A 26231-nucleotide genomic window follows, 5' to 3' on the forward strand; every position below is an offset into this window, starting at 1 on the left:
ACAGCAAATCGCAACCGTCTGGCAAGACGTGCTGAAACTGGAGCGGGTTGGTCTCACCGACAACTTCTTCGAACTGGGTGGCGACTCGATTATCTCGATTCAAGTGGTCAGCCGCGCCCGGCAGTCCGGCATCCGCTTTAGTCCAAAAGACCTGTTCCAGCACCAGACGGTGCAGGCATTGGCGACTGTCGCGCAGACCGGTGACCCGGTGCAGGTAATCGATCAGGCTGCGGTGCAGGGCCCGGCGTTGCTGCTACCGATTCAACAGGCTTACTTTGCCGACGCCATCCCGCAGCGTCATCACTACAACCAGTCGGTGCTGCTGCAACCGGCCCGTGCGCTGCAAGCGGCGCTGGTGGAGCAAGCATTGCAGGCGCTGGTGCTGCATCACGATGCGTTGCGGGTGATGTTCAACGAAAGCGCCGAAGGCTGGAGTGCCAGCCATCGCGACGCATCGATGCGCAATGATCTGTTATGGGTGCGCCCGGTGGCCGATGCTGGCGCGCTGGAAGTGCTGGCCAATCAAGCCCAGCGCAGCCTGAACCTGCAAACCGGACCCTTGCTGCGCGCCGTGTTGGCGACCCTGGACGATGGCACCCAGCGGCTGTTGCTGGTGATCCATCACCTGGCGGTGGACGGTGTGTCGTGGCGGATTCTGTTCGACGACCTGCAAACGGCCTACAACCAATTGCTCGCCGGGCAAGCCTTGCAATTGCCGGCCAAGACCAGCTCGGTCAAGGCGTTTGCCGAACAGTTGCAAGCGCATGCACGCAGCGCGCAATTGCAGCAGCAGTTGGCCTACTGGCAGGCGCAACTGCAAGGTGCGCCGGCTGACCTGCCGTGCCTCAACCCCGAGGCGAGCCCACAGAACGGCCAGGCCATCACTGTTCATACGCGCCTGGACAAACACCTGACGCGGCAACTGCTGCAGGAAGCGCCGGCCGCCTATCGCACTCAGGTCAACGACCTGTTGCTGACCGCCCTGGCGCGGGTGGTCTGCCGTTGGACCGGGCATGCAAGTACCTTGATCCAGCTTGAAGGCCATGGTCGCGAAGAGTTGTTTGCCAACATCGACCTGACGCGCACCGTGGGGTGGTTCACCAGTATGTTCCCGGTCCAGTTGTCGCCGGCGGCGGCACTCGGGGACTCGATCAAGTCGATCAAGCAAGGGTTGCGATCGATCCCGGACAAGGGGGTGGGTTTCGGCGCGCTGCGCTTCCTCGGTGACGAGGCCAGCCGGTCAGCCTTGCAAGCGCTGCCGGTGCCGCGCATTACCTTCAACTACCTGGGGCAGTTCGACGCCAGCTTCGATAAGGAACAGGGCGCGTTGTTCAGCCCGGCCAGCGAAAGCGCCGGTGAAGAGCAAAGCGCGATGGCGCCCCTGGGCAATTGGCTGAGCCTCAACGGGCGGGTATTTGATGGCGCACTGAGCCTGGGCTGGACGTTCAGCCACCAACAGTTCGAGCAGGCCACCATCCAGCAACTGGCCGACGATTATGCCGTGGAACTGGCTCTGTTGATCGGTCATTGCTGCGATCCTGCAAACCATGGCATGACGCCTTCCGACTTCCCGCTGGCCAGCTTTACCCAACCGCAGCTCGATAACCTGGGCCTCGCCGCCCGTTCGGTGGATGACATCTACCCGCTGGCGCCGATGCAGCAGGGCATGCTGTTCCACAGCTTGTACGAACACGGCAGCGGTCAGTACATCAATCAGATGTGCCTGGACATCGACGGTCTCGACCCACAGCGTTTCGAAGATGCCTGGCAGGCGGCGGTCGACGCCCATGACATTTTGCGCAGCAGTTTCATCTGGGAAGGCAGCGAGCAACCGGTGCAGGTGGTGCATAAACAGGTGCGCGTACCCTTCACCGCGCTGGATTGGAGCACACGCACGGATGCCCCGCAGGCCCTCGTCGAGTTGGCGTCCAGCGAGCGCGACCAGGGTTTCGACCTCGCCCTCGCGCCGCTGCTGCGGCTGGTGCTGGTCAAGACCGCTGAACAGCGTTATCACCTGATTTATACCCATCACCACATTCTGATGGACGGCTGGAGCAACTCGCAGCTGCTGGGCGAGGTGTTGCAACGTTACGATGGCCAGGTGCTGCCGCGCCCGGCCGGCCGCTATCGTGACTACATCGCCTGGCTGCAAGGGCGTGATGCCAAGGCCAGTGAAACGTTCTGGCGTGCGCAACTGCACGCGCTCGACGCGCCGACGCGCCTCGCCGAAAACCGTTTCGCCGCGCCGCAGCCGGCTGTCGAGACCAGCCATGCCAGCCTGTATCACTCACTGTCCCAACAGCAGACCCAACGCCTGGGCGAATTCGCCCGCCAGCAAAAGGTCACCCTCAACACCGTGGTCCAGGCGGCCTGGTTGCTGCTCCTGCAACATTACACCGGGCATGACACGGTGGCCTTCGGCGCCACGGTGTCCGGACGCCCCGGCGAACTCAAAGGCGTCGAACAGCAGATAGGCCTGTTCATCAATACCTTGCCGGTGATTGCCAGCCCCCGGCCGGAACAATCGGTCACCAGCCTGCTGCAACAGCTTCAGGCCCGCAACGTTGCGTTGCGCGAGCATGAACACACGCCGCTGTTCGAGATTCAGCGCTGGGCCGGGCAGGGCGGTGAAGGCCTGTTCGACACGCTGCTGGTGTTCGAAAACTACCCGCTGGCCGAGGCCCTGCAAGCGCAGGCACCGTCAGGCCTGAGCTTCGGCACGGTGGGTAATCAGGAACAGACTAATTTCCCGTTGACCCTGGCCGTTAATCTCAATGAGACCCTGAGCCTGCACTTCACTTATGCCCATGCTGCGTTCCATACACATACAATCCAGCGCCTGGCTGAGCAGGTGGAGCACGTGCTCGCACAGATGGTGAGCCTGGCCGCCGACCGTAGCCTGGGCGATATCGACCTGGTTGGCGCGGCGACGCGCACCGTGCTGTTGCGCGACTGGAATGCCACGGCAGTGCCGGCCACCGACCGACGCCACGTTCATCAATGGTTCGAGTCCCAGGCTCGACGCACGCCTGATGCGCCGGCCCTGTTGGCCGATCAAGCGTCGCTGACCTATGCCCAGCTCAACCTGCGCGCCAATCGCCTGGCTCATGCGTTGATCGAGCGGGGTGTAGGCCCGGACGTGTTGGTGGGACTGTGCATGCCGCGCTGCGTGCAGATGGTCGTCGGGCTACTGGCGATCCTCAAGGCCGGTGGTGCCTATGTACCGCTGGACCCCGCTTATCCACAGGATCGTTTGATGTACATGGTCGAGGACAGCGGCATTGCCTTGCTGTTGACCGAAACCAGCGTACAGCCGTACTTCGCCGACGTGGCCGTGGACTGCCTGCTGCTGGACGCACTGCCCGAGCGGTTCGATGGCTACGGCGAGCATGAGCCTTCGGTAACCGTCGACAGCCAGAACCTCGCCTATGTGATCTATACCTCCGGTTCCACCGGGAAACCCAAAGGCGTGACGATTCGCCATGGCGCCCTGAGCAACCATATGGAATGGATGCAGGGTTGCCTGAAGCTGGATCACAGTGACCGTGTCCTGCAGAAGACCGCCATCAGTTTCGACGCCTCGGTGTGGGAGTTCTGGTTGCCACTGATGAGCGGCGCGCAACTGGTATTGGCCGCGCCGCAATTGAACCTGGACTTGACCACCTTGTGGGTCGAGGTGGAGCGTTGGGGGATCAGTGTGCTGCAAATGGCGCCATCGTTGCTGCAGGCGCTGTTGCCGCTGGCGACCCGTGAACACCTGGCCTCCTTGCGCCTGCTGATGTGCGGCGGTGAAGCGCTGAGTGCGCACCTTTCCCGCCAGGTCCTGGGCCTCTTCGATGGCGAGCTGCGCAATCTTTATGGCCCCACGGAGGCCACGATTGATACCAGCAGCCATGCCGTGGCGGCCACTGTCGAAGACGACGGGCGAATCATCGCCATCGGTCGTCCGATCAACAACGTATGCACCTATGTGCTGGACGGCGCCTTGCAGCCTTGCGCCGTGGGGGCGATTGGCGAGTTGTACATCGGTGGTGAATCCCTGGCCCGTGGTTATCACCAGCGTCCAGGGCTGACCGCCGAGCGCTTCGTTCCCGATCCGTTTGGCGAGTCGGCCGCTGCACGCCTGTATCGCACCGGCGACCTGGTGCGCCACGCCGAAAATGGCGTAATCGAATACATCGGCCGGATTGACCATCAGGTGAAAATCCGTGGCCTGCGCATTGAGCTGGGTGAAATCGAAGCCCGCCTCCACGCTCAACCTGAAGTACGAGACGCGGTAGTGCTGGCTCGGGAAACGGCGACCGGCACGAGCCTGGTGGGTTGGCTTGTCAGCCAGGACAGCAGCCTGGATAGGGCGGCCGAGGCGCGCTTGAGTGAACAGCTCAAGGCGCGGCTGGCACAACAGATGCCGGACTTCATGGTGCCCACCCATCTGGTCTTCCTCGATCAACTGCCGCTTACACCCAACGGCAAACTCGACCGCAAGGCATTGCCCGCGCCGGATACCCGCGCGCTGCATTCGGCTTACCTGGCGCCGCAAAGCGATCTGGAATGCAAGGTCGCGGCCATCTGGCAAGGCGTGCTCAACGTTGAGCAGGTCGGTCTGGCGGATGATTTCTTCGAGCTGGGCGGGCATTCGCTGCTGGTGGTGAATGTGGTGTCGCGCCTGCAGCTCGAACTGGGCATGAAGTTAACGCCCCAATTGATATTCCAATTTCCGGTCCTCGGTGCGTTTGTCGCGCAACTGGAGCAGACCGGCACGTCAATGAGCACGTCAAAATTGAGCAAGCTTGAAGCGCTGCTTGATGAATTCGAGGAGGTTTGATGGACACCGCTGTCGCACAACGTATTGCCAGGCGCTTCATAACGCTGCCGCTGGAAAAACGCCGTCTTTACCTGCAGAAAATGCTCGAAGAGGACGTTTCCCCGGCGAACCTGCCGATTCCGCCTGTCAGTGCCGAGTTCGACACGTTGTCATTGTCCTTTGCCCAGGAGCGTCAATGGTTTTTGTGGCAGCTGGACCCGGAAAGCGCGGCTTATCACATGCCTACGGCCCTGCGCTTGCGCGGTCCATTGGACATTGCGGCGCTGCAACAGAGTTTCAGTGCGCTGGTCGCGCGCCATGAGAGCCTGCGTACCACCTTCGTGGTGCACGGCGAGCAAGTGGTGCAGCAAGTGCAGGAGGCTGCACCGGTAAGTCTGCAGGTGCAGCCTCTGGCCCAGGTGCCGGATGCGGCGCAACTGCGGCATTTGATCGAAGACGAGACGCGCCGGCTGTTCGACTTGCAGCAGGGGCCCTTGTTGCGTACGTGCCTGTTGCAACTGGGCGCGGATGACCATGTGCTGATTGTCACCTTGCACCACATCGTTTCCGATGGCTGGTCGATGCAGGTAATGGTCGAGGAGTTGGTCAAGGGTTACGCCGCGTTCAGTCGAGGGTTGAGCCTGGAACTGCCAGCGTTGCCGATTCAATACAGCGACTACGCCATCTGGCAGCGGCACTGGATGGAGGCCGGCGAGCGGGAGCGGCAGTTGCAATACTGGACCGCGCAACTGGGCGGCGAGCAGCCGGTGCTTGAGCTCCCGACTGACGTTGCGCGCCCGGCCGTGATGAGCTATCGCGGTGCCCGGCTGGAGTTGGATATCGACGCCGCGCTGGCCTGCGGCCTCAAGCAGATGGCCCAGCGCGAAGGGGTCAGTCTGTTCATGATCCTGCTGGCCTCCTACCAGGCCTTGCTGCATCGCTACAGCGGGCAGAACGACATTCGGGTTGGCGTGCCGACCGCGAACCGTAACCGGGTGGAGACCGAGGGGTTGATCGGCTTTTTCGTCAACACCCAAGTGCTCAAGAGTGAGGTCGACAGCCAGGGCTCCTTCAGTGCCTTGCTGCAACAGGTCAAGCAGACTGCGCTGGATGCCCAGGCGCATCAGGACCTGCCGTTCGAGCAACTGGTGGAAGCCTTGCAGCCGCAACGCAACCTGAGCCACAGCCCGCTGTTTCAGGTGATGTTCAACCACCAGACCCAAGGCCCGGCGGGCGAGGGGCCGGCCGGTGAATTGAAGGTCGAGGGGCTGCGCTGGGATACCCATAGTGCACAGTTCGACTTGACCCTGGAAACCATGGAGCGCCCCGATGGCCTGTCTGCGGCGCTGATCTATGCCACGGATCTGTTCGGTGCAGACACGGTTGCGCGGATGGCCGGGCACTGGCAAAACCTGCTGCAGGCAATCGTCGCGAACCCGGCACAAAGCATCGGTGAGCTGCCGTTGCTTGACGCTGAACAGCGCCAAGCGCAGCTCGACGATTGCGTCCGCACGTCGGTAGCCACCCCGCAGGCGGGTTATGTTCATCGATTGTTCGAGGCTCAGGTGGCCCGCTCGCCGGAGGCGCAGGCGCTGGTCATCAATGGCCAGCGCTTGAGCTACGGGCAACTCAATACCCGGGCCAATCAGTTGGCGGTGGAGCTGCAACGTCACGGGGTGGGCGCGGGTGTGCTGGTGGGCATTGCCGTCGAACGCAGCCCGCACATGCTGATCGGGTTGTTGGCAATCCTCAAGGCCGGCGGCGCCTATCTGCCTCTCGATCCCGCGTTCCCGCAGGATCGCCTCGCCTACATGATTGAGGACAGTGGCATCGACCTGTTGCTGACCCAACATTCACTGCTCAGCCAGATCCCGGTGCCTGACACGGTCACTACGCTGGTGCTGGATCAACCAGGCAATTGGCTTGACGGCCATGCCGGTGACGATCTGCCAACCCGGCTGGATCCGGAGCACCTGGCTTATGTCATCTACACGTCCGGCTCCACCGGCCAGCCGAAAGGGGTGATGGTGCGACATGGCGCCCTGACCAACTTTGTCGCAAGCATGGCCAGGGTGCCGGGCATGACCGCCCAGGATCGGGCGTTGTCACTGACCACGTTCTCGTTTGATATTTTCGGCCTGGAAATCTACGTACCCCTGATGGTCGGCGCGTGCATCGTGCTGACCGGCCAGGAGGTGGCGCAGGACCCGTACGCCGTGCTGGCCCTGATCGACGCCGAACAGGTCAACGTGGTGCAGGCGACTCCCTCGACCTGGCGCATGTTGCTCGACAATGAACAGGCCCACGTGCTCCAGGGGTGCACGTGCCTGTGCGGCGGCGAGGCGTTGCCCCAGGAACTGGCGGTGCGCATGCTTGGCCTTGGCGGTGAAGTCTGGAATCTCTATGGCCCGACGGAAACCACGGTCTGGTCGGCGTTGCACCGGCTGCGTCCGCAGGCTGCGCAACCTTGGCTGGGCGGGCCAATCGACAACACATCGCTGTACATCGTCGGTGCAGACCTGATGCCGGTGCCCTATGGTGTTGCCGGCGAATTGCTGATCGGCGGGGACGGCCTGGCGCGGGGTTACTTCCAGCGCCCGGGATTGACCGCCGAACGTTTTGTTCCCCATCCGTTTTCCAGCACCGGCGAGCGGCTTTACCGCACCGGCGACCTCGCACGTCAGCGCCCGGACGGTATCCTCGAATACCTGGGGCGGATCGACCATCAGGTGAAAATTCGCGGTTTCCGCATCGAGCTCGGGGAAATCGAAGCGCGCCTGCTGGAGCAGGACGCTGTACGTGAAGCCGCGGTACTGGCCCAGGATGCCCCGGGCGGCCAGGCGTTGGTGGCGTATGTGGTCCCCGCCGCCGAATGGCAGGGCCTGGATGCCGACGGCCAGGGTCGCCTGCGCGACAGCCTGAACGCCCGGCTCAAGGCCAACTTGCCCGACTACATGGTGCCGGCGCATATGGTGCTGTTGCCAAGGTTCCCGCTGACCCCCAATGGCAAGCTGGACCGCAGGCAACTGCCCAAGCCCGATGCCAGCCAATGGCAGAAAACCTACGTGGCTGCGCAGACACCGGTGCAGCAAGCGGTGGCGGCGATCTGGGCCGAGGTGCTCAACGTGCCGCGGGTTGGCCTGAGTGACAACTTTTTCGAGCTGGGCGGCCATTCGCTGCTGGCGACCCAAATGGTTTCGCGGATTCGCCAGCAACTGCAAGTCCAGGTGCCTTTGCGCCTGCTGTTCGCCCATAACACCCTGCAAGCATTTGTCGAGGCGATGGCCCCGGCATCGTTGACTCCTGAACAGGCCATCCCGCGCGTTGCACGCGACCAGCCGCTTGCCCTGTCATATGCCCAGCAACGGCAATGGTTTTTGTGGCAATTGGAGCCCACCAGCAGCGCCTACCATATTCCCGCGGCCCTGCGTTTGCGCGGACACCTTGATCTGGCGTCCTTGCAACAGTGTTTTGACGCCCTGGTGGCGCGTCATGAGAGCTTGCGTACCCGGTTTGTGCTGGAGAACGAGCGTCCCGTACAACGGGTCGACGCGCCGGCACCGGTGGCGATTGCGCTTGAGTCGGCGGCTGCCGGGCTGGATGACCCTGGCCTGCGCGGCTTGATTGAAACTGAAACCCGCCAACTCTTTGATCTGCAGCGTGGGCCGTTGCTGCGGGTCAAGCTGTTGCAACTGGGCGCTGAAGATCACGTGCTGATCCTGACCCAGCACCACATCGTGTCGGATGCCTGGTCGATGCGGGTCATGATCGATGAGCTGATGCAGTTATACCGCGGCTTCAGTCAAGGCCAACCGGCGGCGTTGGCGGCACTGCCGATCCAGTATGCCGATTACGCACAGTGGCAGCGTCAGTGGCTGGCGGCGGGTGAGCAGCAACGGCAGCTCAGCTACTGGACAGAACAGTTGGGCGGCGAGCAACCGGTCCTTGAACTGCCAACCGACCATCCACGTCCGGTTCAGCAAAGCTATCGTGGGGCCCGGCTGCCGATCACCCTCGAGCCGTCCCTGGCCGAGAGTCTCAAGCGCCTGGCGCAGCAGCAAAACACCACACTGTTCATGCTGCTGCTGGCCGGCTTCCAGACCTTGTTGCACCGCTACAGCGGGCAGCAGGATATTCGTGTCGGGGTACCGATTGCCAACCGCAATCGCCTGGAAACCGAAGGGATGCTGGGTTTCTTCGTCAACACCCAGGTACTCCGGGCCGACATTGAGGGGCACCTGCGCTTTGACCAATTGCTTCATCAGGTCAAGCAGCGGGTACTGGGAGCACAGGCCCATCAGGACCTGCCGTTCGAGCAACTGGTGGAGCTGCTTGCACCTGCACGCAACCTGAGCCATACGCCATTGTTCCAGGCCATGTTCAACCATGCCAGTGATGCTCGTCGCGAGGCGATTGAACTGCCGGGGTTGAGCCTGGAGCAATTGACCTGGGATTCGGGCAGCGTGCAGTTCGACCTCTCCCTGGATACGTTCGAGTACAGCGAAGGCATCAGTGCCGCACTGTCCTATGCCTCTGACTTGTTTGAGCCAGCCACCGTCGCACGCCTGGGCGAACACTGGCTGAACCTGCTGCGCGCGATTGTGGCCAACCCCACCCAGCGCATCGCCGAATTACCGATGCTCGATGCGGTGCAGCGCCGGATGATGGTTGAGGACTGGAACCGCACGTTCGCCCATTACCCGAACAACCAGCCGGTGCACCACTTGATCGAAGCCCAGGTGGAGCGGGCCCCGCATGCCGTGGCGTTGGTGTTCGAGGGGCAGTCGCTGACCTATGCCCAGCTCAACGCGCGGGCCAACCGATTGGCTCATGCCTTGATCGCGCGTGGCGTAGGCCCCGATGTGCTGGTGGGCATTGCACTGCACCGCAGCCTGGAAATGGTGGTGGGCCTGTTGGCGATCCTGAAGGCCGGCGGCGCTTATGTACCGCTGGACCCGGAATACCCGCCGGAACGCCTGTCCTACATGATCGACGACAGCGGCATCGAATGGTTGCTGACCCAGCAAGCGCTGGTCGCAACCTTGCCGCTGCCGGAACGGGTGCGCACGCTGATACTCGATGGTGACGATGCCTGGCTGGCCGGTGAGGCGCAAGGCAACCCCGAGTCGCGGGCCGTCGCGCAAAACCTCGCCTATGTGATTTACACCTCCGGATCCACTGGCAAACCCAAAGGGGCTGGCAACAGCCACGGTGCCCTGACCAACCGGTTGTGCTGGATGCAACAGGCCTACGGGTTGCACGCCGACGACCGCGTGCTGCAAAAAACGCCGTTCAGCTTCGATGTGTCCGTCTGGGAGTTTTTCTGGCCGCTTATGACCGGCGTCCGCTTGGTCGTGGCGTCGCCAGGGGATCATCGCGATCCACAGAAGCTGGTCCAATTGATCGAGCGCGAAGGCATTACTACCCTGCATTTCGTCCCGTCGATGCTGCAAGCGTTCGTGCTGGATGCCAATGTCAGCCGCTGCACCAGCCTCACCCGTATCGTTTGCAGTGGCGAAGCGTTGCCGATCGATGCGCAGCAGCAGGTCTTCGCCAAGCTGCCGGGCGCGGGGCTGTTCAATCTCTACGGCCCTACCGAAGCCGCAATTGATGTCACCCACTGGACCTGTCGTGACGAGGGCCGTGACGCCGTGCCCATCGGCGAGCCGATTGCGAACTTGATGACCTACATTCTCGACGCCGAGCTCAACCCGGTGCCCTGCGGCGTCAACGGCGAACTGTACCTCAGCGGCCAGGGACTGGCGCGTGGGTATCACCGTCGCCCGGAGCTGACGGCCGAACGATTCGTGGCAAGCCCGTTTGTCGCGGGTGAACGGCTGTACCGCACGGGCGACTTGGCCCGTTACCGCGTTGACGGGGTGATTGATTACATTGGCCGTATCGACCATCAGGTGAAAATCCGCGGCTTTCGTATCGAGCTGGGTGAAATCGAGGCCCGTCTGCTGGAGCACGGGGCCGTGCGCGAAGCCGTGGTGGTGGCGCAGGACAGCCGCAACGGCAAAGCCCTGAGTGGCTACGTCGTTACCCAGCCTGGCGCCGCCAGCGACTGGCCGGCACTGCGCGAGGCGCTGACTGCGCATCTGCGCCAGACCCTGCCGGAACACATGGTGCCGACGCACCTGACGCCGCTGGAAAAAATGCCTCTGAGCCCCAACGGCAAACTCGACCGCAAGGCTCTCCCGGTGCCAGACATGGCTGAGGTACAGCAGGACTTCGTGGCTCCCGCCAATGCAGTCGAAAGTGCCCTGGTCGAGATCTGGCAAGCCGTGCTCGGCGTGGCCCGGGTGGGCACTGCCGATAACTTCTTCGCCTTGGGCGGTGACTCGATCAATTCGATTCAAGTGGTCAGCCGTGCACGTCAGCAGGGAATCGGCCTGGCCCCCAAGGACCTGTTCCTGCACCAGAACATCCAGGCGCTGGCCCGGGCTGCGAGCGCCGATCAAGCCGCAACGATCGATCAGGGGCCGGTCAGCGGTGACAGCCATCTGGTTCCGATGCAGCACTGGTTCTTCGCCAATGACATGGCGCACCGTGACCACTGGAACCAGTCGCTGATGCTGACCCCGCGCGAGCCATTGGACGGCGCATGTCTGCAGCAGGCCCTTGAGCACGTGGTGGCCCATCATGACGCCTTGCGCTTGCGCTTCGTGCAATCGGGCGATGGTACCTGGCAGGCCAGCCATGAGGCCGTCGGCGCACAACCGGTAGGCCTCTGGCAGCGCCAGGCAGAGAACGCCGATGAGATCATCGCCATTGCCAACCAGGCGCAACGCAGCCTCGACCTGCAACACGGCCCGCTGTTGCGTTGCAGCCTGATCGCAGTGCAGGACGGCAGTTCGCGCCTGCATCTGGCGATTCACCATCTGGTGATGGACGGTGTGTCGTGGCGCGTGCTGCTGGAAGACTTGCAAACGGCCTACCGGCAACTGGCGGTAAACCAGCCTGTGGTGTTGCCACCCAAGTCCACCGCGTTCAAGGCGTGGGCCGAGCAGTTGCAGGGCTACGCCCACAGCGAAGGGCTGGCTCGGGAGTTGAGTTACTGGACCGGGCAACAGGCCCATGCGTTGCCGGAACTGCCACGGGCGCGGCCTGAGGGCAGCCAGGCTTCGGTGCATGGCCATTCGGTCAACACGCGTCTGGATACAGAACAGACTCGGCGCCTGCTCAAGCAGGCACCGTCGGCCTATCGCACCCAGGTCAACGACCTTTTGCTCAGTGCCCTGGCGCAGGTGATTTGCCAGTGGACTGCGCAACCTGCGTGCCTGGTGCAACTGGAAGGCCATGGCCGTGAGGAACTGTTCGGCGACGTCGACCTGAGCCGCACGTTGGGCTGGTTCACCAGCCTGTTCCCGGTGGTATTGACCCCATCGGTGCACGCGGCAGACACCATCAAGGGCATCAAGGAACAGCTGCGCGCGGTGCCGAACAAGGGCCTGGGTTATGGCGTGCTGCGTTACCTCGGTGCAGAGGATGTCCGCTCGCGTCTGGCGAAACTCGCGCAGGCCCGGATTACCTTCAACTACCTCGGCCAGTTCGACCAGAGCTTTGATGAGCAGGCGTTATTCGCGCCGAGCGAGGAGGGCAGCGGGGCTGGGCACGCTGATGACGTGGCGCTGGGCAACTGGCTGACCATCGATGGCCGGGTGTACAACGGCCAGTTGTCCCTGGACTGGACCTTCAGCCGCGACGTTTTTGATGAGGCCACCGTCCAGCAATTGGCCGATGCCTACGGCGTCGCGTTGCAGGCACTGATAGAGCATTGCTGCGGCGAAGAGCATCAGGGCCTGACGCCGTCTGACTTCCCGCTGGCCCGTTTGACCCAGGCGCACCTTGACGGCTTGCCGGTGCCCGTGGCGCAGGTGCAAGACGTCTATGCGTTGTCACCGATGCAAGAAGGCATGCTGTTCCACACCCTGGCCGACGACAGCAGCGGTTTGTACATCAACCAGATCAGCCTGCCGGTACACGGGCTGGATACCGAACGCTTCGCCGCAGCCTGGCAATCGGTGATTGAGCGTGAGGACATTCTGCGGACCAGCTTTCACTGGCAGGATGGCTTGAGCGCCCCGGTGCAAATTGTCCACCGCCAGGCCGAATTGCCGCTGCTGATCGAAGACTGGCGCGGCCGGGACATCAGCGAACAGGCGATCGGCGAGCGCGCAACGGCTGATTACCTGCAAGGGTTCGATCTGGCCCGTGCGCCGTTGCAGCGTGTGCTGTTGCTGCGGCTTGAGGACGACCGCTACCAGATGATCTGGACCTGCCATCACATCCTGATGGACGGCTGGAGCAGTTCGCGACTGTTTGGCGAGGTAATGCAGTTTTATGCCCAGGGCCACGTGCCGACACGCAACGGTCGTTACCGCGAGTTCATCGAATGGCTGCAACGCCAGGATCAACGGGCGCTGGAGGGCTTCTGGAGAAGCCGTCTTGCGACGCTGGAGCAGGCCACCTCGCTGAACCAGGCGATGTTCCCGCGGCATGTCGAGGATTTGCCCGGGCACCAGGCGCTTTACTCACGTTGGGATGCGGTGCAAACCGCACGCCTGCAACAGGCTTGCCGCGCCTTGCAAATCACCCCCAACACGCTGATCCAGGGCGCGTGGCTGTTGTTGCTGCAACGCTTTACCGGGCAGAACACTGTGGTGTTCGGTGCCACCGTGGCTGGCCGTCCTGCGGGGTTGGCCAATGCCGACAACATCCTGGGGCTGTTCATCAATACGCTACCGGTGATCCAGACCCTGGAACCCGCGCAGCCGCTGGATCAGTGGCTGCAAGCGTTGCAGGCCTGCAACATGGACATCCGTGAGTACGCACACGCGCCGCTGGCGGATATCCAGCGCTGGTCGGGGCTGGGTGGGCAAGGGCTGTTCGACAGCATCATCGTGTTTGAAAACTACCCGATCGATGAGCGCCTGGGTGAGCAACAGGACACCGGCCTGAGTTTCGGCGAGTCGCGTAACCATGACGTGACCAACTTTGCGATGGACCTGGCGGTCAATCTCGGCGAACAGTTGTCGATCGAATATCTGTTCCTGCGCAATGCCTTCAGTGTCGAGGCGGTAGAGCAGATTCGCCGCTGCATGGAAGACACCCTCGAGGCCATGATCGTTACGCCGACGGCGCGCCTGGGCAACCTTCAGCGCCTTGGGGCCGAGCAGTGGCGAGCCTTTGAGCAGTGGAGTGCGGCGCCGAATGCCAGCTATCACGCGCAGCTCTTGCCGGAACTGATCGCACGCCATGCCGATTCGCGTGGCGAGGCGACGGCACTGGTGTGTGGGGGCGATTCGCTGAGCTACGGTGAGCTGGAACGTCGAGCCAATGGCCTGGCCCATCGCTTGATCGAGCTGGGGGCTGGGCCGGAAGTGGTGGTCGGGGTGGCCCTGGAGCGCTCCGTCGAGATGATCGTGGCGTTACTGGCGGTGATGAAAAGCGGCGCGGCTTATGTGCCGTTGGACATCGACTATCCGCCCGAACGCCTGGCGTTCATGATGCAAGACTCGGCGATGGCGCTGTTGCTGACCCATAGCCAGGTGCAGGCGCGCCTTCCGGCGGTGGAAGGCCTGGCGCAGCTGGCCATCGACACGTTTGACCGCGCCGGCTACAGCGACACGCCGCCCGCCAGCAGTTTGCTGGGCGCCAATCTGGCCTACTTGATTTATACCTCGGGCTCCACCGGTCGGCCGAAAGGCGTGGCAGTGGCGCATGGGCCGATGAGCATGCATTGCCAGGCCATCGCCGGGCTGTATGACATGGATGAGCGCACCCGCGAGCTGCATTTCATGTCATTTGCCTTCGACGGCGCTCATGAGCGCTGGCTCAGTACGCTATTGAGCGGGGGCACGCTGGTGATCCGCGATGCCAGCCTGTGGACACCGGAGCAGACCTTCGACGCCTTGCATCAACACGGCATCACGATTGCCTGTTTCCCGCCGGCCTACCTCAAGCAGTTGGCCGAGTACGCGGCCCATAGCCAACAGGAACCACCCGCGGTACGGGTGTATTGCTTCGGTGGCGATGCGGTGCCGGACCAGACCTTCGAACAAGTGAAAGCGTCACTGCGTCCACAGTTCTTTACCAACGGCTATGGCCCCACCGAAACCGTGGTCACGCCGATGCTCTGGAAGGTCCCGGTCGACACCCGGTGCGAGGCTGCCTATGCGCCGATCGGGCGTGCTGTCGGCGAGCGCGCGCTGTACGTGCTGGACGAAGACCTCAACCCGCTGCCGCCGGGGATTGCCGGTGAGCTCTACATCGGTGGCCAGGGCATTGCCCGCGGCTATTACCGTCGTCCGGACCTGAGTGCCGAGCGCTTTGTGCCGGACCCGTTCGGGTCGCCGGGCGATCGCCTCTACCGCAGCGGCGACCTGGTACGCCAGCGTGTTGATGGTGTGCTTGATTACGTCGGGCGTATTGACCACCAGATCAAGGTCCGGGGCTTTCGCATTGAACTGGGGGAAATCGAGGCGAGCCTGCGGCAACTGGACGATGTCAGTGACGCGTTGGTGATCGCCCGTGACAGTGCGTCGGGCAAGCAACTGATCGGTTATGTGGTGACGCCCGATGGCATGGCCATCGGTGATCGCCTCAAGGCGGACTTGCGCGCGCAATTGCCGGATTACATGGTGCCCACCCAGGTCATCTGCATGGCGGCGCTGCCTGTCACGCCCAACGGCAAGCTGGATCGCCAGGCCTTGCCGGAGCCTGAATTCAAGGGCGGCGAGTATGTTCCCGGCCGTACTCGTGACGAGCAACTGCTGGCACAGGTCTGGGCTGATGTGTTGCAAGTGGAACGCGTGGGCATCACCGACAACTTCTTCGAGTTGGGCGGTGACTCGATCCTCAGCCTGCAAGTCGTCTCGCGGGTACGCAACCACCCTGAACTGAAGATGGACCTCAAGCTGCGGGACCTGATGCGCGGGCAGACCATCGAGGCGATTTTCGAGCAGCGTTCAAGCACCGTCGCCACGCTGATCGAGGATGTTTCGCAGGTGGCCGCCGAGGGCCAGTTCAACCTGATTCCGATCCAGCAGTGGCTGTTCGACCAGCGTATGAGCGAGCCGCACCATTACAACCAGGCATTGATGCTGCGTGCACGCCAGGCGCTGAATCTGCCGGCGCTGGAGCTGGCATTGCGCTGCATGTTGAAGCAGCACGACGCCCTGCGCCTGCGCTTTCGTGAGGTGGGCGCACGCTATTACCAGCATTACCAGCCGCTGGAGGACATGCAGGCGCAATGGGCCACTGAGCCCTTGTTATGGCAACACACCGTGGCCGATGAAGCGGAGCTTGAGCTGTACGCCGAACAGGTACAGCGCAGCCTGGACCTGCAAGACGGGCCGGTGTGGCGTACCGCTCATGTGACGTTGGGCGATGGCCAGGTGCGGGTATTGATGGTGATCCATCATTTGGTGATCGACACCGTTTCCTGGCGTTTGCTGCTGCAGGATTTGCAGGTCGCTTATGAGGCTTACCGCAATGGCCAGGCGCCGGCCCTGCCGATTCGTACCAGCAGCTACCGGGCCTGGGCCGAGGGGCTGCAAGCGTACGCGGCGAATTATCCGGCGCAGGAGCAAGCCTGGTGGCTTGAGCAGATCGACCAGCCGGGCAGTGAGCTGCCGTGCGATAACCCGCGTGGCAAGAACCAGGTGCAGTACCAGTCGGTCGCGCTGATGGGCCTGTCGCAGGAACATACCCAGCAGTTGCTCAAGCAAGTGCCTGCGGTCTACCAGACGCAGATCAACGATGTGTTGCTCGCCGCGCTGAGCCGGGTGTTGTGCCGCTGGAGCGGGCAGCCTTCGGTATTGATCCAGCTCGAAGGCCATGGCCGCGAAGACCTGGTCAAGGACATCGACCTGAGCCGCAGCCTGGGCTGGTTCACCAGCATGTTCCCGGTGCGCCTGGCACCCGGTGCCGGGGCTGATATCGGGAGCTCGGTGCGTGCGGTGCAGCGGCAATTGGCGGCCGTACCGAACAAGGGCCTGGGCTACGGCATCCTGCGTCACATGAGCGGTGTGTCGATGGCCGATACCTTGCGCCTGGCACCCCAGGCGCGTGTCACCTTCAACTACCTGGGGCAGTTCGACCAGAGCTTCGATGACAAGGCGATGCTGGTGCCGGCTCAGGAGAGCTATGGCAGTTGCTACAGCCCGCAGGCGGCCCTGGGCAATTGGCTGGAAGTGGTGGGGCAGGTGTATGACGGACGCCTGGCGATGCGCTGTATTTTCAGCACGCGCCGCTACCGTGCCGAAACCGTCGAACAGTTGATGCGAGAGTACCAGGCCGAACTGGAGGCGCTGATCGAGCATTGCGTGGCACAAGCGGCTTAAGGATTGAGGCCGATCCATCGTTATACAAAGAGGGGCCCTTGTGGCTCCTCTTTCGTCTGTGGCTTTTTCATAAGGAAACCTGCGATGTCCTTGCATCCGGAACTCAATGCCTTCCTCGACCTGGCGCAAGAAAGCCAGGCGGACGGTCCTGGGCCGTTTCACCTGTCAACGCCCGCCCAAGCTCGTGAGGCGTTCGAGCGCACCACCGCGCAACTGCGCTGGCAGGCGCCTGCGCAGGTGCGCTGCAGCCACATCGAATTCACGGCACGCGATGGCGCGACGCTGGCGTTGCGTGTGTACCGTCCCGCTGACGTTTCGGCGCAGAGCCTGCCGGTGCTGGTGTACTTCCATGGCGGTGGCTACGTGGTCGGCAGCCTGGAATCCCATGACGGGGTGTGCCGCGAATTCTGCGCCAGAACTCCGTGTGCGGTGGTTTCAGTGGGTTATCGACTGGCGCCGGAGCACAGGTTCCCGACGCCGCTGAACGATGGCGCCGATGCCATGGCCTGGCTGGCCGATAACGCTGCAGCCGAAGGCCTGGACCTCACCCGCGTGGCTTTCGGTGGCGACAGTGTGGGGGCCACGCTGGCGACGGTGCTGGCGTTGCAGTCGGTGCTCGAGCCCGCGACGCTGGCAATTAAACCCTGCTGGCAACTGCTGTGCTATCCGGTGACGGACGCTTCCACCCATAGCCCGTCGAGCGAGCTGTTCGGCGAGGGCTATCTGCTGGAGACCGAGACACTGGAATGGTTCTACCGGCATTACGCCCGGGAGGCGGCGGATCGTCTTGACTGGCGCTTCTCGCCGTTACTGGCGCCGGGGTACCCGGGCATGCCACCGGCGCTGATTGCGTTGGCCGGTCATGACCCGCTGCTGGATGAAGGGCGTGCCTATGCCCGACGGTTGCAGGAGCAGGGGGTGGCGGTGGAAGTGATCGAGTACACCGGGTTGATTCACGATTTCCTGCGCCTGCAGAGCGTGGTGCCGGATATCGACGAGGTGTACGGTCAATTGACCCAGGCATTGCGAGCCGCGCTGGCAGCTTGAGAACAGGCACAAAAAAACCGGGCCAGGCCCGGTTTTTTTGTGGGTGTCGGCTAGAAGTTGTACGTCACGTCAACCGAGGCGACGCGTTCCTGGCCGTAGTAGCAGCCGAACGAGTAGTTGCAGTGGGACACGTACTCGCGGTTGAACACGTTCTGCACGTTCAGGCTGGTCTCCACGCCACGCAGGCTTGGCGATACCTTGCTCAGGTCGTAGCTGACGGTGGTGTCATAGACCACAAAGCCCGGGACCTCGAACGAGTTGGCGGCATCACCGGGTTTGGGGCCGGTGTAGCGGGCGCCGGCACCGAAGGTCAGGCCATTGAGCACCGCCTGGGTGAAGTGGTAGTCAACCCACAGCGATGCCGAAACCGGAGCCTGTTGCTCGGTGCGGTTACCGGTGTTGCCGTAGTTGTTCTTGATGTAGAACGCGTCGAGGTAGGACGCAGCAGCCAGTACGTCGACGTTGGCAATCGTCGATTTGACTTCCAGTTCAACACCGCGGGAGCGAACCTGGCCTTGCTGGACCGAGTACTGGGTGTACTCGTTATCCTGGCTCAACACGTTTTTCTGCTTGATCTGGTACACGGAAGCCGTGATCAGCGTCTTCTCGAACGGCTGGTACTTCACACCCACTTCGTACTGTTCGCCTTCGGTCGGCGCGAAGGCCTTGCCGCCACGTTCGGGCGCGGTAGTGCCAACGGTCGGCAGGAAGGATTCGGAGTAGCTGACGTACGGCGCCAGCCCGAAGTCGGTGACATAGGTCAGGCCGACACGGCCGGTGAACTTGTTGTCACGCTGTTCGGTGATGGAGTTTGCAATCAGGTCCTTGTTTTCAACTTCGGCCCAGTCCTGACGGCCACCAATGGTCAGGATCCACTTGTCCAGTTTGATCTGGTCCTGCAGGTAGACGCCGGTCTGGCGCACGGTGTTGTCCCACTTGGTGGTTTTTTCCGGGGTCACGCTGCTGGTGTCGTAGTTGTTGTTTTCGCCGTAGAGGTTGATCGGCAGTACGTTGTAGGCGTTGTAGCCGGTGTATTTGCGGTTGAAGTTGCGATAGTCCAGGCCGACCAGGGTGGTGTGCTCCAGCGCGCCGGTGTTGAATTTGTATTCCAGGTTGTTATCGATGGTGTAGGCGGTGTTGTGCTGGCGCCAGTCGAGTTTGACACGGTTGGCCCGGGTCTGGTCGACCGCACCGGTGACTGCATCGGTGACGAAGCTGCGCAGGTAGAAGCCTTTGTAGTCGTCGCGTACGTCGGTGTAGCGGGCGGTGGAGCGACCTTTCAGGTTTTCGCTGAAGCTGTGGGTCAAGTCGTAGCCCAGGATGAACTGGTCACGTTTGTAGTCGTTGTATTTCGAGTCGCCGGAGAAGAAGTTGCGGTCGATGCGTTTGCCGTTGGGGCCGCGCTCGAGAGAGCCGATCATTGGCAACGCCTGATAGTCTTCCAGGCCTCGGTCCCGCTGGATCTGCGCCAGTACGGTCAGGGATGTGTCATCGTTCGGGGCCCAGGTCAGGCTGGGTGCCAGCAGCATGCGTTCGCTGTGGGTATGATCGACCTGCTGGTTGCCTTTCTTCGCGACGCCGACGATGCGATAGCTGAACTCTTTCTGATCGTCGAGCGGACCGCTGGTGTCGAATGCGCCGTTGACCCGGTTGTAGCTGCCGGCACCGATCTTGACCTCGCTGCGTTGTTCGGTGGTCGGTCGCTTGGAGACCATGTTGATCAGGCCGCCTGGCTGGTTCTGGCCAAAGAGCACCGACGATGGGCCCTTGAGCACTTCGATGCGCTCCAGGGTATACGGATCGATTTGCGGGGCGCCGCCGAGGCTGCCGGCATAGGGCAAGTAAGCGCCGTCCAGGTACAGCTGGGTAGGGGCGAAGCCACGGCTGGTGATTTCGTCGGCGATCGCATTGCGGTCGGTGAAGCCGCCGGTGTTCAGGCCTGGCGTGTAGCGCAAGGCCTGGGTCAGGTTGAGTGCGCCCTGGGTTTCGATCTGTTTAGCGGTGACCACGTTGACGGTTTGCGGGATTTCCAGGAGGGGCGTATCGGTCTTGGTGCCGGTGGCGCTGCGGGTGGCAACGTAGCCGTCCACGGGGCCGTAGGCCGATTCAACAGCCTGGCCACTGATGGTGGTGGCACCCAGCTCCAGTGAATCACCCGTTGCCCGGGCACGTACGGTGACGGTGTTGGCTTGAACGGTGAACACATCGCCGGTCCCCACCAGCATCTGCGACAACGCCTGTTCAGGCGACAACCGGCCGCTCACCGGCTGGCTGTGCTGGCCCTTTACATCATCGGCGCTGTACAGCACTTGCATGTTCGACTGGGTGCCCAGCGCCTGCAGGGCGCTTGCCAGTGATTGTGCCGGGATATTGAAGTTGATCTCCTGGGCCTGAACCTGCGCACTGAACGGCAACGCCAGCGCCATGCTGAACGCGGTGGCGCTGAAGCCCGGCTGCAGCATACGGCGCATGAACAAGGCTTTGGTAAAACGTGGAATCCCCGCAATTGCTGACATTGTGCTCACTCTTACTGGTTTTAATGGTTGCGTAGTTGTTAGCGATTCTTAATTAGACGCACGAGGCCGAAAAAACCAGAATGAGAATCTAACTTATTCATGCCGGTTGCAGTTCGGTGGCTACTTTCCCGGCTTCCATGCGGACCAGTTGGTCGGCAATGTCGAAGTAACGATCGTCGTGGGAAATCACGATGATGGTTTTGCCCAGGCGCTTGAGATCCGGCAGCAGCTCGGTGTAGAAAATCCGCCGGAAGGTCGGGTCCTGGTCTGCGGCCCATTCGTCAAACACCAGCACCGGGCGTTCCTCCAGCCATGCATTGACCAGCGCCAGGCGCTTGCGCTGGCCGGTGGACAGGTCGGTGGTGGTGAACGAACCGTCACGCACGCTGACCTTGTGGCCGATTTCCAGGCGCTGCAGGTATTGGTTGGCATCTTCGGGAATATGGGTATCGCCCTGCACCACGTCGTCGAACAGGTAGTAGTCAGCGAAGATCGTGGTGAACAACTGGCGATAGTCGTCACGTGTCACTGCCGTCACGGGCTGCCCGTTGAGGCGGATTTCCCCCTGCTGCGGGGCGTACAGGCCTAGCAGCAGCTTGATCAGGGTGGTCTTGCCGCAACCGTTTTCGCCGACAATGAAGATGATGTCGCCTTGCTCGATCTTCAGGTTGACCGGGCCCAGGCGAAACGGTGCGCTGCCTTCGGTGGCGGGGAAACTGTAGGACACGTCCGTCAATTCCAGGCTCTGCACCGGCGTACTCTGGTTGCCTTGGTCGCTGAGCAGCAGGTGGGGTTCGGGCGAGGAAAACTGCTCCGACAGCGCGGCGATACGGCGGAATGCGATCTGCGCGCGGCTGACGATTGGCAGGGTGCCGATCAGATGCTCCAGCGGCCCTTTCATGTACAGCAGCACCAGCACAAAGCCGCTCATCACTGATTTGTCGGCACTCGGCCACAGTGATTGCAGGGCGAGTGCCAGCCCGATGACCACGAAAAACAGCATGGAGCCGAGGGTCTTGGCGACGACGAAAATATTCACCGAACGAATTTGTGTGTCGCAGATTTTGTCGGCGGTGCTTTCTATCCCCGACACAAACATGCGGTGCCTGCGCGGACGATGGATGCGCAGCTCCTTGGCGCCCTCGGCGATGGAATTGTAGTGTTTCTGCAGTTCGTCTTCGGCGTCGCGGGCCTCCATGAAGCCTTTGATTCCCCGGCCCCGGGCGATGTACTGGACGACCGTGCCGATGATGATCGCGACCACCATGATCAGGAACATCGGCCATGACAGCATCGCCAGGTAGCCCATGCAGCCAAGGGTGACGGTCAGCGAAATGGCCAGCGGGGCGAAGGCGAACGCGAAATCGCTGATGGTGTCGACGTCGTGGGTGAGCACCGGGATCAGGCGGTGGCTGCGGTAGCGCTCAATCTGTTCGATGGGCGCCGACAGGACTTTTTCCCCAAGCTCCTTGCGCAGCCGGGCGATGATCTTTTGCCCCACATAATTGGTGCCGATATCGGAAAAGATCGAACTGACCAGTGCCAGCAGGCAGAGGCCGGCAAAGGCGCCGACCACGGTGTTGGTCAGGCCGTTGTCGGCGTGCAGCACGGTATTGATGGTCGCCAGCAATACCGTGACGCTGAGGCCGCCGACCATGCCGAGCAGAATGGAGCCGACAACGATCAGCCGAAAGGGTTTGAGCAGGGTGAACAATTCATTGATCACCCCACGTGTTGGTTTGCTCATGGAGGTTCCCTGCTTGAAGATCGGCCGGGCCCGGCTTCGGTCGCGGGCTCGGCCTGGGTGGCATAGAGGGCGGTGGTGCGCCGCAATGCGTTGCATGACGGGTCACACACACCTGTAAAACGACTGGGGGGAGGGTTAATTTAGAGGGCTGGCTGCCTTACAGATCCCGCACGACGCGAAAGCCGATCCAGTCACCGCGGTTGTCCGGTACCAACGCATTGCGGTTGCCGGAGCGGGAGAACACGGGGGCTTCACCCCAGTCGTTGCCGCGGATGCGTCTGAACTGGCATTTACCGGTCAGCCAGGCGCTGCCGTCGCTTGGGGCGCCGACGTAATCGTCGTTGTAGCAATCGGCTGTCCACTCGTAGACGTTGCCGTGCATGTCGTACATGCCGAATGCGTTGGGCGGGTAGCTGCCCACCGGGGACGAGTAGCTGTAGCCATCCGCCGGGCCGTAGGTGTTGGCATGCTGGGCAATGCTGTAGCCCTTGCCCTCGTCGAACGGGAAGGGGAACGGGCCGGTGGAGCCGGCGCGGGCGGCGTATTCACGTTGGGCTTCACTGACCATCTGGTAGTGATGGCCGGTTTTCTTCGATAGCCAGGCGACGTAGTTCTGCACATCCTCGAAGTCCATGCACACGGCAGGTTGGCGCGGCCCCTGGGGGTAGCGTGGCTTGCTGGCGACGCACTCGCGGCCGGGTCGTTCATCGCCATTGGCAATCTTGACCCCGGACTGGCGTACATAGCTGTCCCACTCGCCGGCGGTGACCTGGAAGCGGCTCATGGCGAAGGGCCTGGCAAAGGTGACCGGGTGCATCGGGCCTTCATCAGGCTCGCGGCCCACTTCGTCTTCCGGGGTGCCCATGGTGAACGTACCGGCGGGCAACACGACCATTTCCGGGCAGTCCTTGCAGTCCTTGAACACTTTACCGGGTGTCGGCGTGGCCGCCTGGGCCAGCCCCGGTAGCAGGGCACTGCACAGTGTTGTCAGAATCACTGCGGCCAGCGGTTTCAGGTGCGGGTGATGGTTCATGGGAGCATCTCGCTGAAATGAAAAAGAGGCGTCACAACCGTTGGCTCAGCAACGTCATGAAGCGCTGGATCTCGGCCGATGTGTTGAGCAGGCCCGGGGAAGTGCGAATCACCGGGCCGGCGTCCCGATATACCGAGTCGATCACTACCCGGTTTTTCATCATGTGGGCGGCCACGTCGCGGCTGTCCTGGCCGTTGACCCGGAAGAAGGTGAAGCCTGCCGACAACTCGCTACTGCGGGGTGTCACCAGCTCTATCTTCGAGTGCGCCAGCAGTTGGGTCTTCAGTTCGTCGTTGAGCTGATGAATGCGTGCCTGTACCTGCGGCTTGCCCAACTGCAAGTGCAGTTTGAAGGCTTCATCCGCAGCCCAGCGATGTTCAAAGGCGTGGTAGCCGCCGGGTGTCATGGTGGTGGCGAAGTTGGTGTCTTCGGAGAAGGTCGGCACCATCGGTGTCACGTCGGTGTTCTGCTCCGAGCGGGCGCAAATGATCCCGGTGCCCCGCGGGCCGAACATCCACTTGTGGGTGCCGGCAATGAAAAAGTCGCAATGCATGTCCGGGAAGTCGAGGTTCTCGACGCCAAAGCCATGCACACCATCGACCACGTAGAGGATGCGGTCCTTGTCGTCACGGTTGCGGTTGTGTTCATCCACCAGCTTGCCGATCGCGCCGATCGGCAGCTTGATGCCGCTGCCGGATTGCACCCAGGTCATGCCGAGCACGCGGGTATTGGGGCGGATATTGCGCTCGATAGAACCGAGCACTTCATCGACGGACACCGAATGGGCGCTCTCGAACAATTTGATCTTGCGTACCTGGGTGCCTTCCTTGCGTACCCGGAAATCGAGGCTGTAGGCGGTGGCGTAATGTTCGTGAACAGTGGTGAGGATTTCCTGGTCGGGGCGTACCTGGATCCCGCCGTAAATCATCGCCAGGCCTTCGGAGGTGCTGCCGGTCAGGGCTATCTGGCCGGGCCTGGCATTCAGGTAGCGGCCGGCCCATTCGCGCACCTGGCCTTCACGCTTCCATGTCTCTTGCAGGTCCCAATCCATGGCCAGGCCGGGGTTGCGGTCGATCTGCGCGCGATAGCGCTCGATGGCCTCACGCACCGGCTTGGGGTGCGAGGCCACCAGGAAATTCGAAAAGTGCAGGTAGTCCGGGTCCTGGGTAAACAGTTGGCGAAAGCCTGCCCAAGGGTCGCCAGGTGGTGCCGCATTGCCTGCCAGTGCCTGGGGGATGATGGCAGTGCCCAGCGGCAGGCTCGCGGCAAGAAGCCCGGCCTGCTTGAGAAACGTACGGCGGTCGGTCATGAATTCACTTCATTCATTGAGGGTGGTTCAGCGGTTGGCCAATGGCTTGGCAGCTTTTTGTACCTGGTCCCAGACCCGCAGGAAGTTGCCTCCCCAGAGCTTGGCGATATCGGCTTCGGAGTAGCCGCGCTGGATCAGTTCCGCAGTCACGTTGCGCACTTCGCCGACGTTCTCCCAGCCCTTGAGGCCGCCGCCGTCGTTGAAGTCCGAGGCGATGCCGACGTGGTCGATGCCAACCTTGCGCACGGTGTAATCGATGGCATCGCCCAAGTCCTTGAGGGTGGCCTTGGGTTCTTCTTCGAGGATGGCGTACAGCGCACTGGCGTATTGGCCAAACTTTTGTTCTGGCCAGGCCGAGATGATCGGGTCGCCGGGCATCAGGGCTACGGCCAGGTTGGGCAGTGGCGGCAGGTCGAAGCGCGCGCGCAACGCGTTGAGTTTGTCCTGGGTGGGCTGGCTGAGGGGGCGCAGGTAAGCTGGGAAGCCCACCACCTGAACGACACCGCCGCTGTTCTTGATCAGTTGCAGTTCCTTGTCGCTGAGGTTGCGCGGTATGTCCACCGACGCCCGTGGCGCCGAGTGGGAGGCCACCATCGGTGTGCGGCTCAGTTGCGCAACTTGCTCCAGGGCCTTGGTGGACATCTGCGAGACATCAATGATTACCCCCAGGTCATTGAGGCGATGCACGGCTTGCTTGCCGATATCCGAGAGGCCGTCGAGGGCATCGGGTGAGTCATTGAAAAACGGCAGTGGGCGTGACGAGTCCGACCAGGCGTTGTTGCCGATGTAGCTGAAACCGAACATGCGCATGCCGCGCGCGGTCCACAGGTTCAACTGATTAAGGTCATCACCCAGCGGGTAGGCGTTGAGCATGCTGATAAAGATCGCAAACTTGCCTTCGCCATGCAGACGCCGGAAATCATCCGGGGTGTAGGCAATGCCCACTTGGTTGGGGAAGTCGCGGACCATGCCCGAGATGATCTTGTAGCGAGTCTCCTGCTGGTGGCGGGCTTCTTCGACAAAACCCGCGGTGGGCTTGTGGGGCGCATTGGGGCCGTTCCACATTTCCGGCCAGCCGAAAATCGTCAGGGCTGCACCCGACAGGCGCCCCCGGCTGGCCTTGGCCAGGTCGAACTGGCCGCTGCCGTCCTTGTCGGCTTCGTTGCCGGCGGTACCAAAGTTGAGCGGCACGGTGATGTGACTGTCGAACGACAGCAGGCGGTCCTGCATCTCATTGGCCTGCTTGATTACCGCCAACGGGTACCCGGCATTGCCCCTGAACCAATGGTCCCAAGCCAGGAACCCGGCCCCGGCGCCAATGGCCAGGACCAGCGGCAGGCCGAAGTACAACGCCTTTTTCGAACGTGGTTTTGTCATTGCCATCTCAGTCAGTTGAGGCCTTTGCTATCTGGGATGAACGAGCGA

8 protein-coding genes are annotated in these 26231 nt (G+C 62.3%); 3 read left to right on the forward strand and 5 right to left on the reverse strand.

Annotated features, from left to right (window positions below):
• The 3 genes from HX817_RS25340 to HX817_RS25350 all read left to right on the forward strand — a co-directional run.
• Positions 1–4825, forward strand: a 4825-nt coding sequence (locus HX817_RS25340; protein ID WP_177041525.1) for a non-ribosomal peptide synthetase, incomplete at its 5' end; no start/stop codon positions are given.
• Positions 4825–17154: a non-ribosomal peptide synthase/polyketide synthase gene (locus HX817_RS25345; protein ID WP_177041527.1), complete on the forward strand. Its 12330-nt coding sequence runs from the start codon at positions 4825–4827 to the stop codon at positions 17152–17154. The genes HX817_RS25340 and HX817_RS25345, both read left to right, overlap by 1 nt.
• 84 nt (positions 17155–17238) lie before the next feature.
• Positions 17239–18201 (forward strand): alpha/beta hydrolase, encoded by a 963-nt coding sequence (locus HX817_RS25350; protein ID WP_087693353.1) that lies wholly within the window; start codon positions 17239–17241, stop codon positions 18199–18201.
• A 50-nt stretch (positions 18202–18251) separates the two neighbouring features.
• Here the strand turns inward: HX817_RS25350 and HX817_RS25355 are convergent, their stop codons facing one another.
• From HX817_RS25355 to pvdM, 5 genes are all read right to left on the reverse strand, one after another.
• Positions 18252–20717 (reverse strand): TonB-dependent siderophore receptor, encoded by a 2466-nt coding sequence (locus HX817_RS25355; protein ID WP_177041529.1) that lies wholly within the window; start codon positions 20715–20717, stop codon positions 18252–18254.
• A gap of 97 nt (positions 20718–20814) precedes the next feature.
• Entirely contained in the window at positions 20815–22464 is a 1650-nt protein-coding gene (locus HX817_RS25360; RefSeq protein WP_177041531.1) for a cyclic peptide export ABC transporter, read from the reverse strand.
• Positions 22465–22621: 157 nt separating this feature from the next.
• On the reverse strand, positions 22622–23497 hold the full coding sequence (locus HX817_RS25365; protein ID WP_003208550.1) for a formylglycine-generating enzyme family protein: 876 nt from the start codon (positions 23495–23497) through the stop codon (positions 22622–22624).
• Positions 23498–23528: 31 nt separating this feature from the next.
• Complete coding sequence (locus tag HX817_RS25370; RefSeq protein WP_177041533.1) at positions 23529–24806, reverse strand: aminotransferase class V-fold PLP-dependent enzyme; 1278 nt, start codon at positions 24804–24806, stop codon at positions 23529–23531.
• A 27-nt stretch (positions 24807–24833) separates the two neighbouring features.
• On the reverse strand, positions 24834–26183 hold the full coding sequence (gene pvdM / locus HX817_RS25375) for a pyoverdine-tailoring dipeptidase-like protein PvdM (RefSeq protein WP_008434503.1): 1350 nt from the start codon (positions 26181–26183) through the stop codon (positions 24834–24836).
• Between the last annotated feature and the right edge of the window lie 48 nt (positions 26184–26231).

It is taken from the genome of Pseudomonas sp. C6002 (genome assembly GCF_013385805.1).
Taxonomy (GTDB): Bacteria; Pseudomonadota; Gammaproteobacteria; order Pseudomonadales; family Pseudomonadaceae; genus Aquipseudomonas.

What these genes read in the sequence shown, in the direction of transcription:
- pvdM (WP_008434503.1), bottom strand. Translation starts at nt 26,183, where the DNA reads ATGACAAAACCACGTTCGAAAAAGGCGTTGTACTTCGGCCTGCCGCTG.
- HX817_RS25360 (WP_177041531.1), bottom strand. Translation starts at nt 22,464, where the DNA reads ATGAGCAAACCAACACGTGGGGTGATCAATGAATTGTTCACCCTGCTC.
- HX817_RS25370 (WP_177041533.1), bottom strand. Translation starts at nt 24,806, where the DNA reads ATGACCGACCGCCGTACGTTTCTCAAGCAGGCCGGGCTTCTTGCCGCG.
- HX817_RS25355 (WP_177041529.1), bottom strand. Translation starts at nt 20,717, where the DNA reads ATGTCAGCAATTGCGGGGATTCCACGTTTTACCAAAGCCTTGTTCATG.
- HX817_RS25365 (WP_003208550.1), bottom strand. Translation starts at nt 23,497, where the DNA reads ATGAACCATCACCCGCACCTGAAACCGCTGGCCGCAGTGATTCTGACA.
- HX817_RS25350 (WP_087693353.1), top strand. Translation starts at nt 17,239, where the DNA reads ATGTCCTTGCATCCGGAACTCAATGCCTTCCTCGACCTGGCGCAAGAA.
- HX817_RS25345 (WP_177041527.1), top strand. Translation starts at nt 4,825, where the DNA reads ATGGACACCGCTGTCGCACAACGTATTGCCAGGCGCTTCATAACGCTG.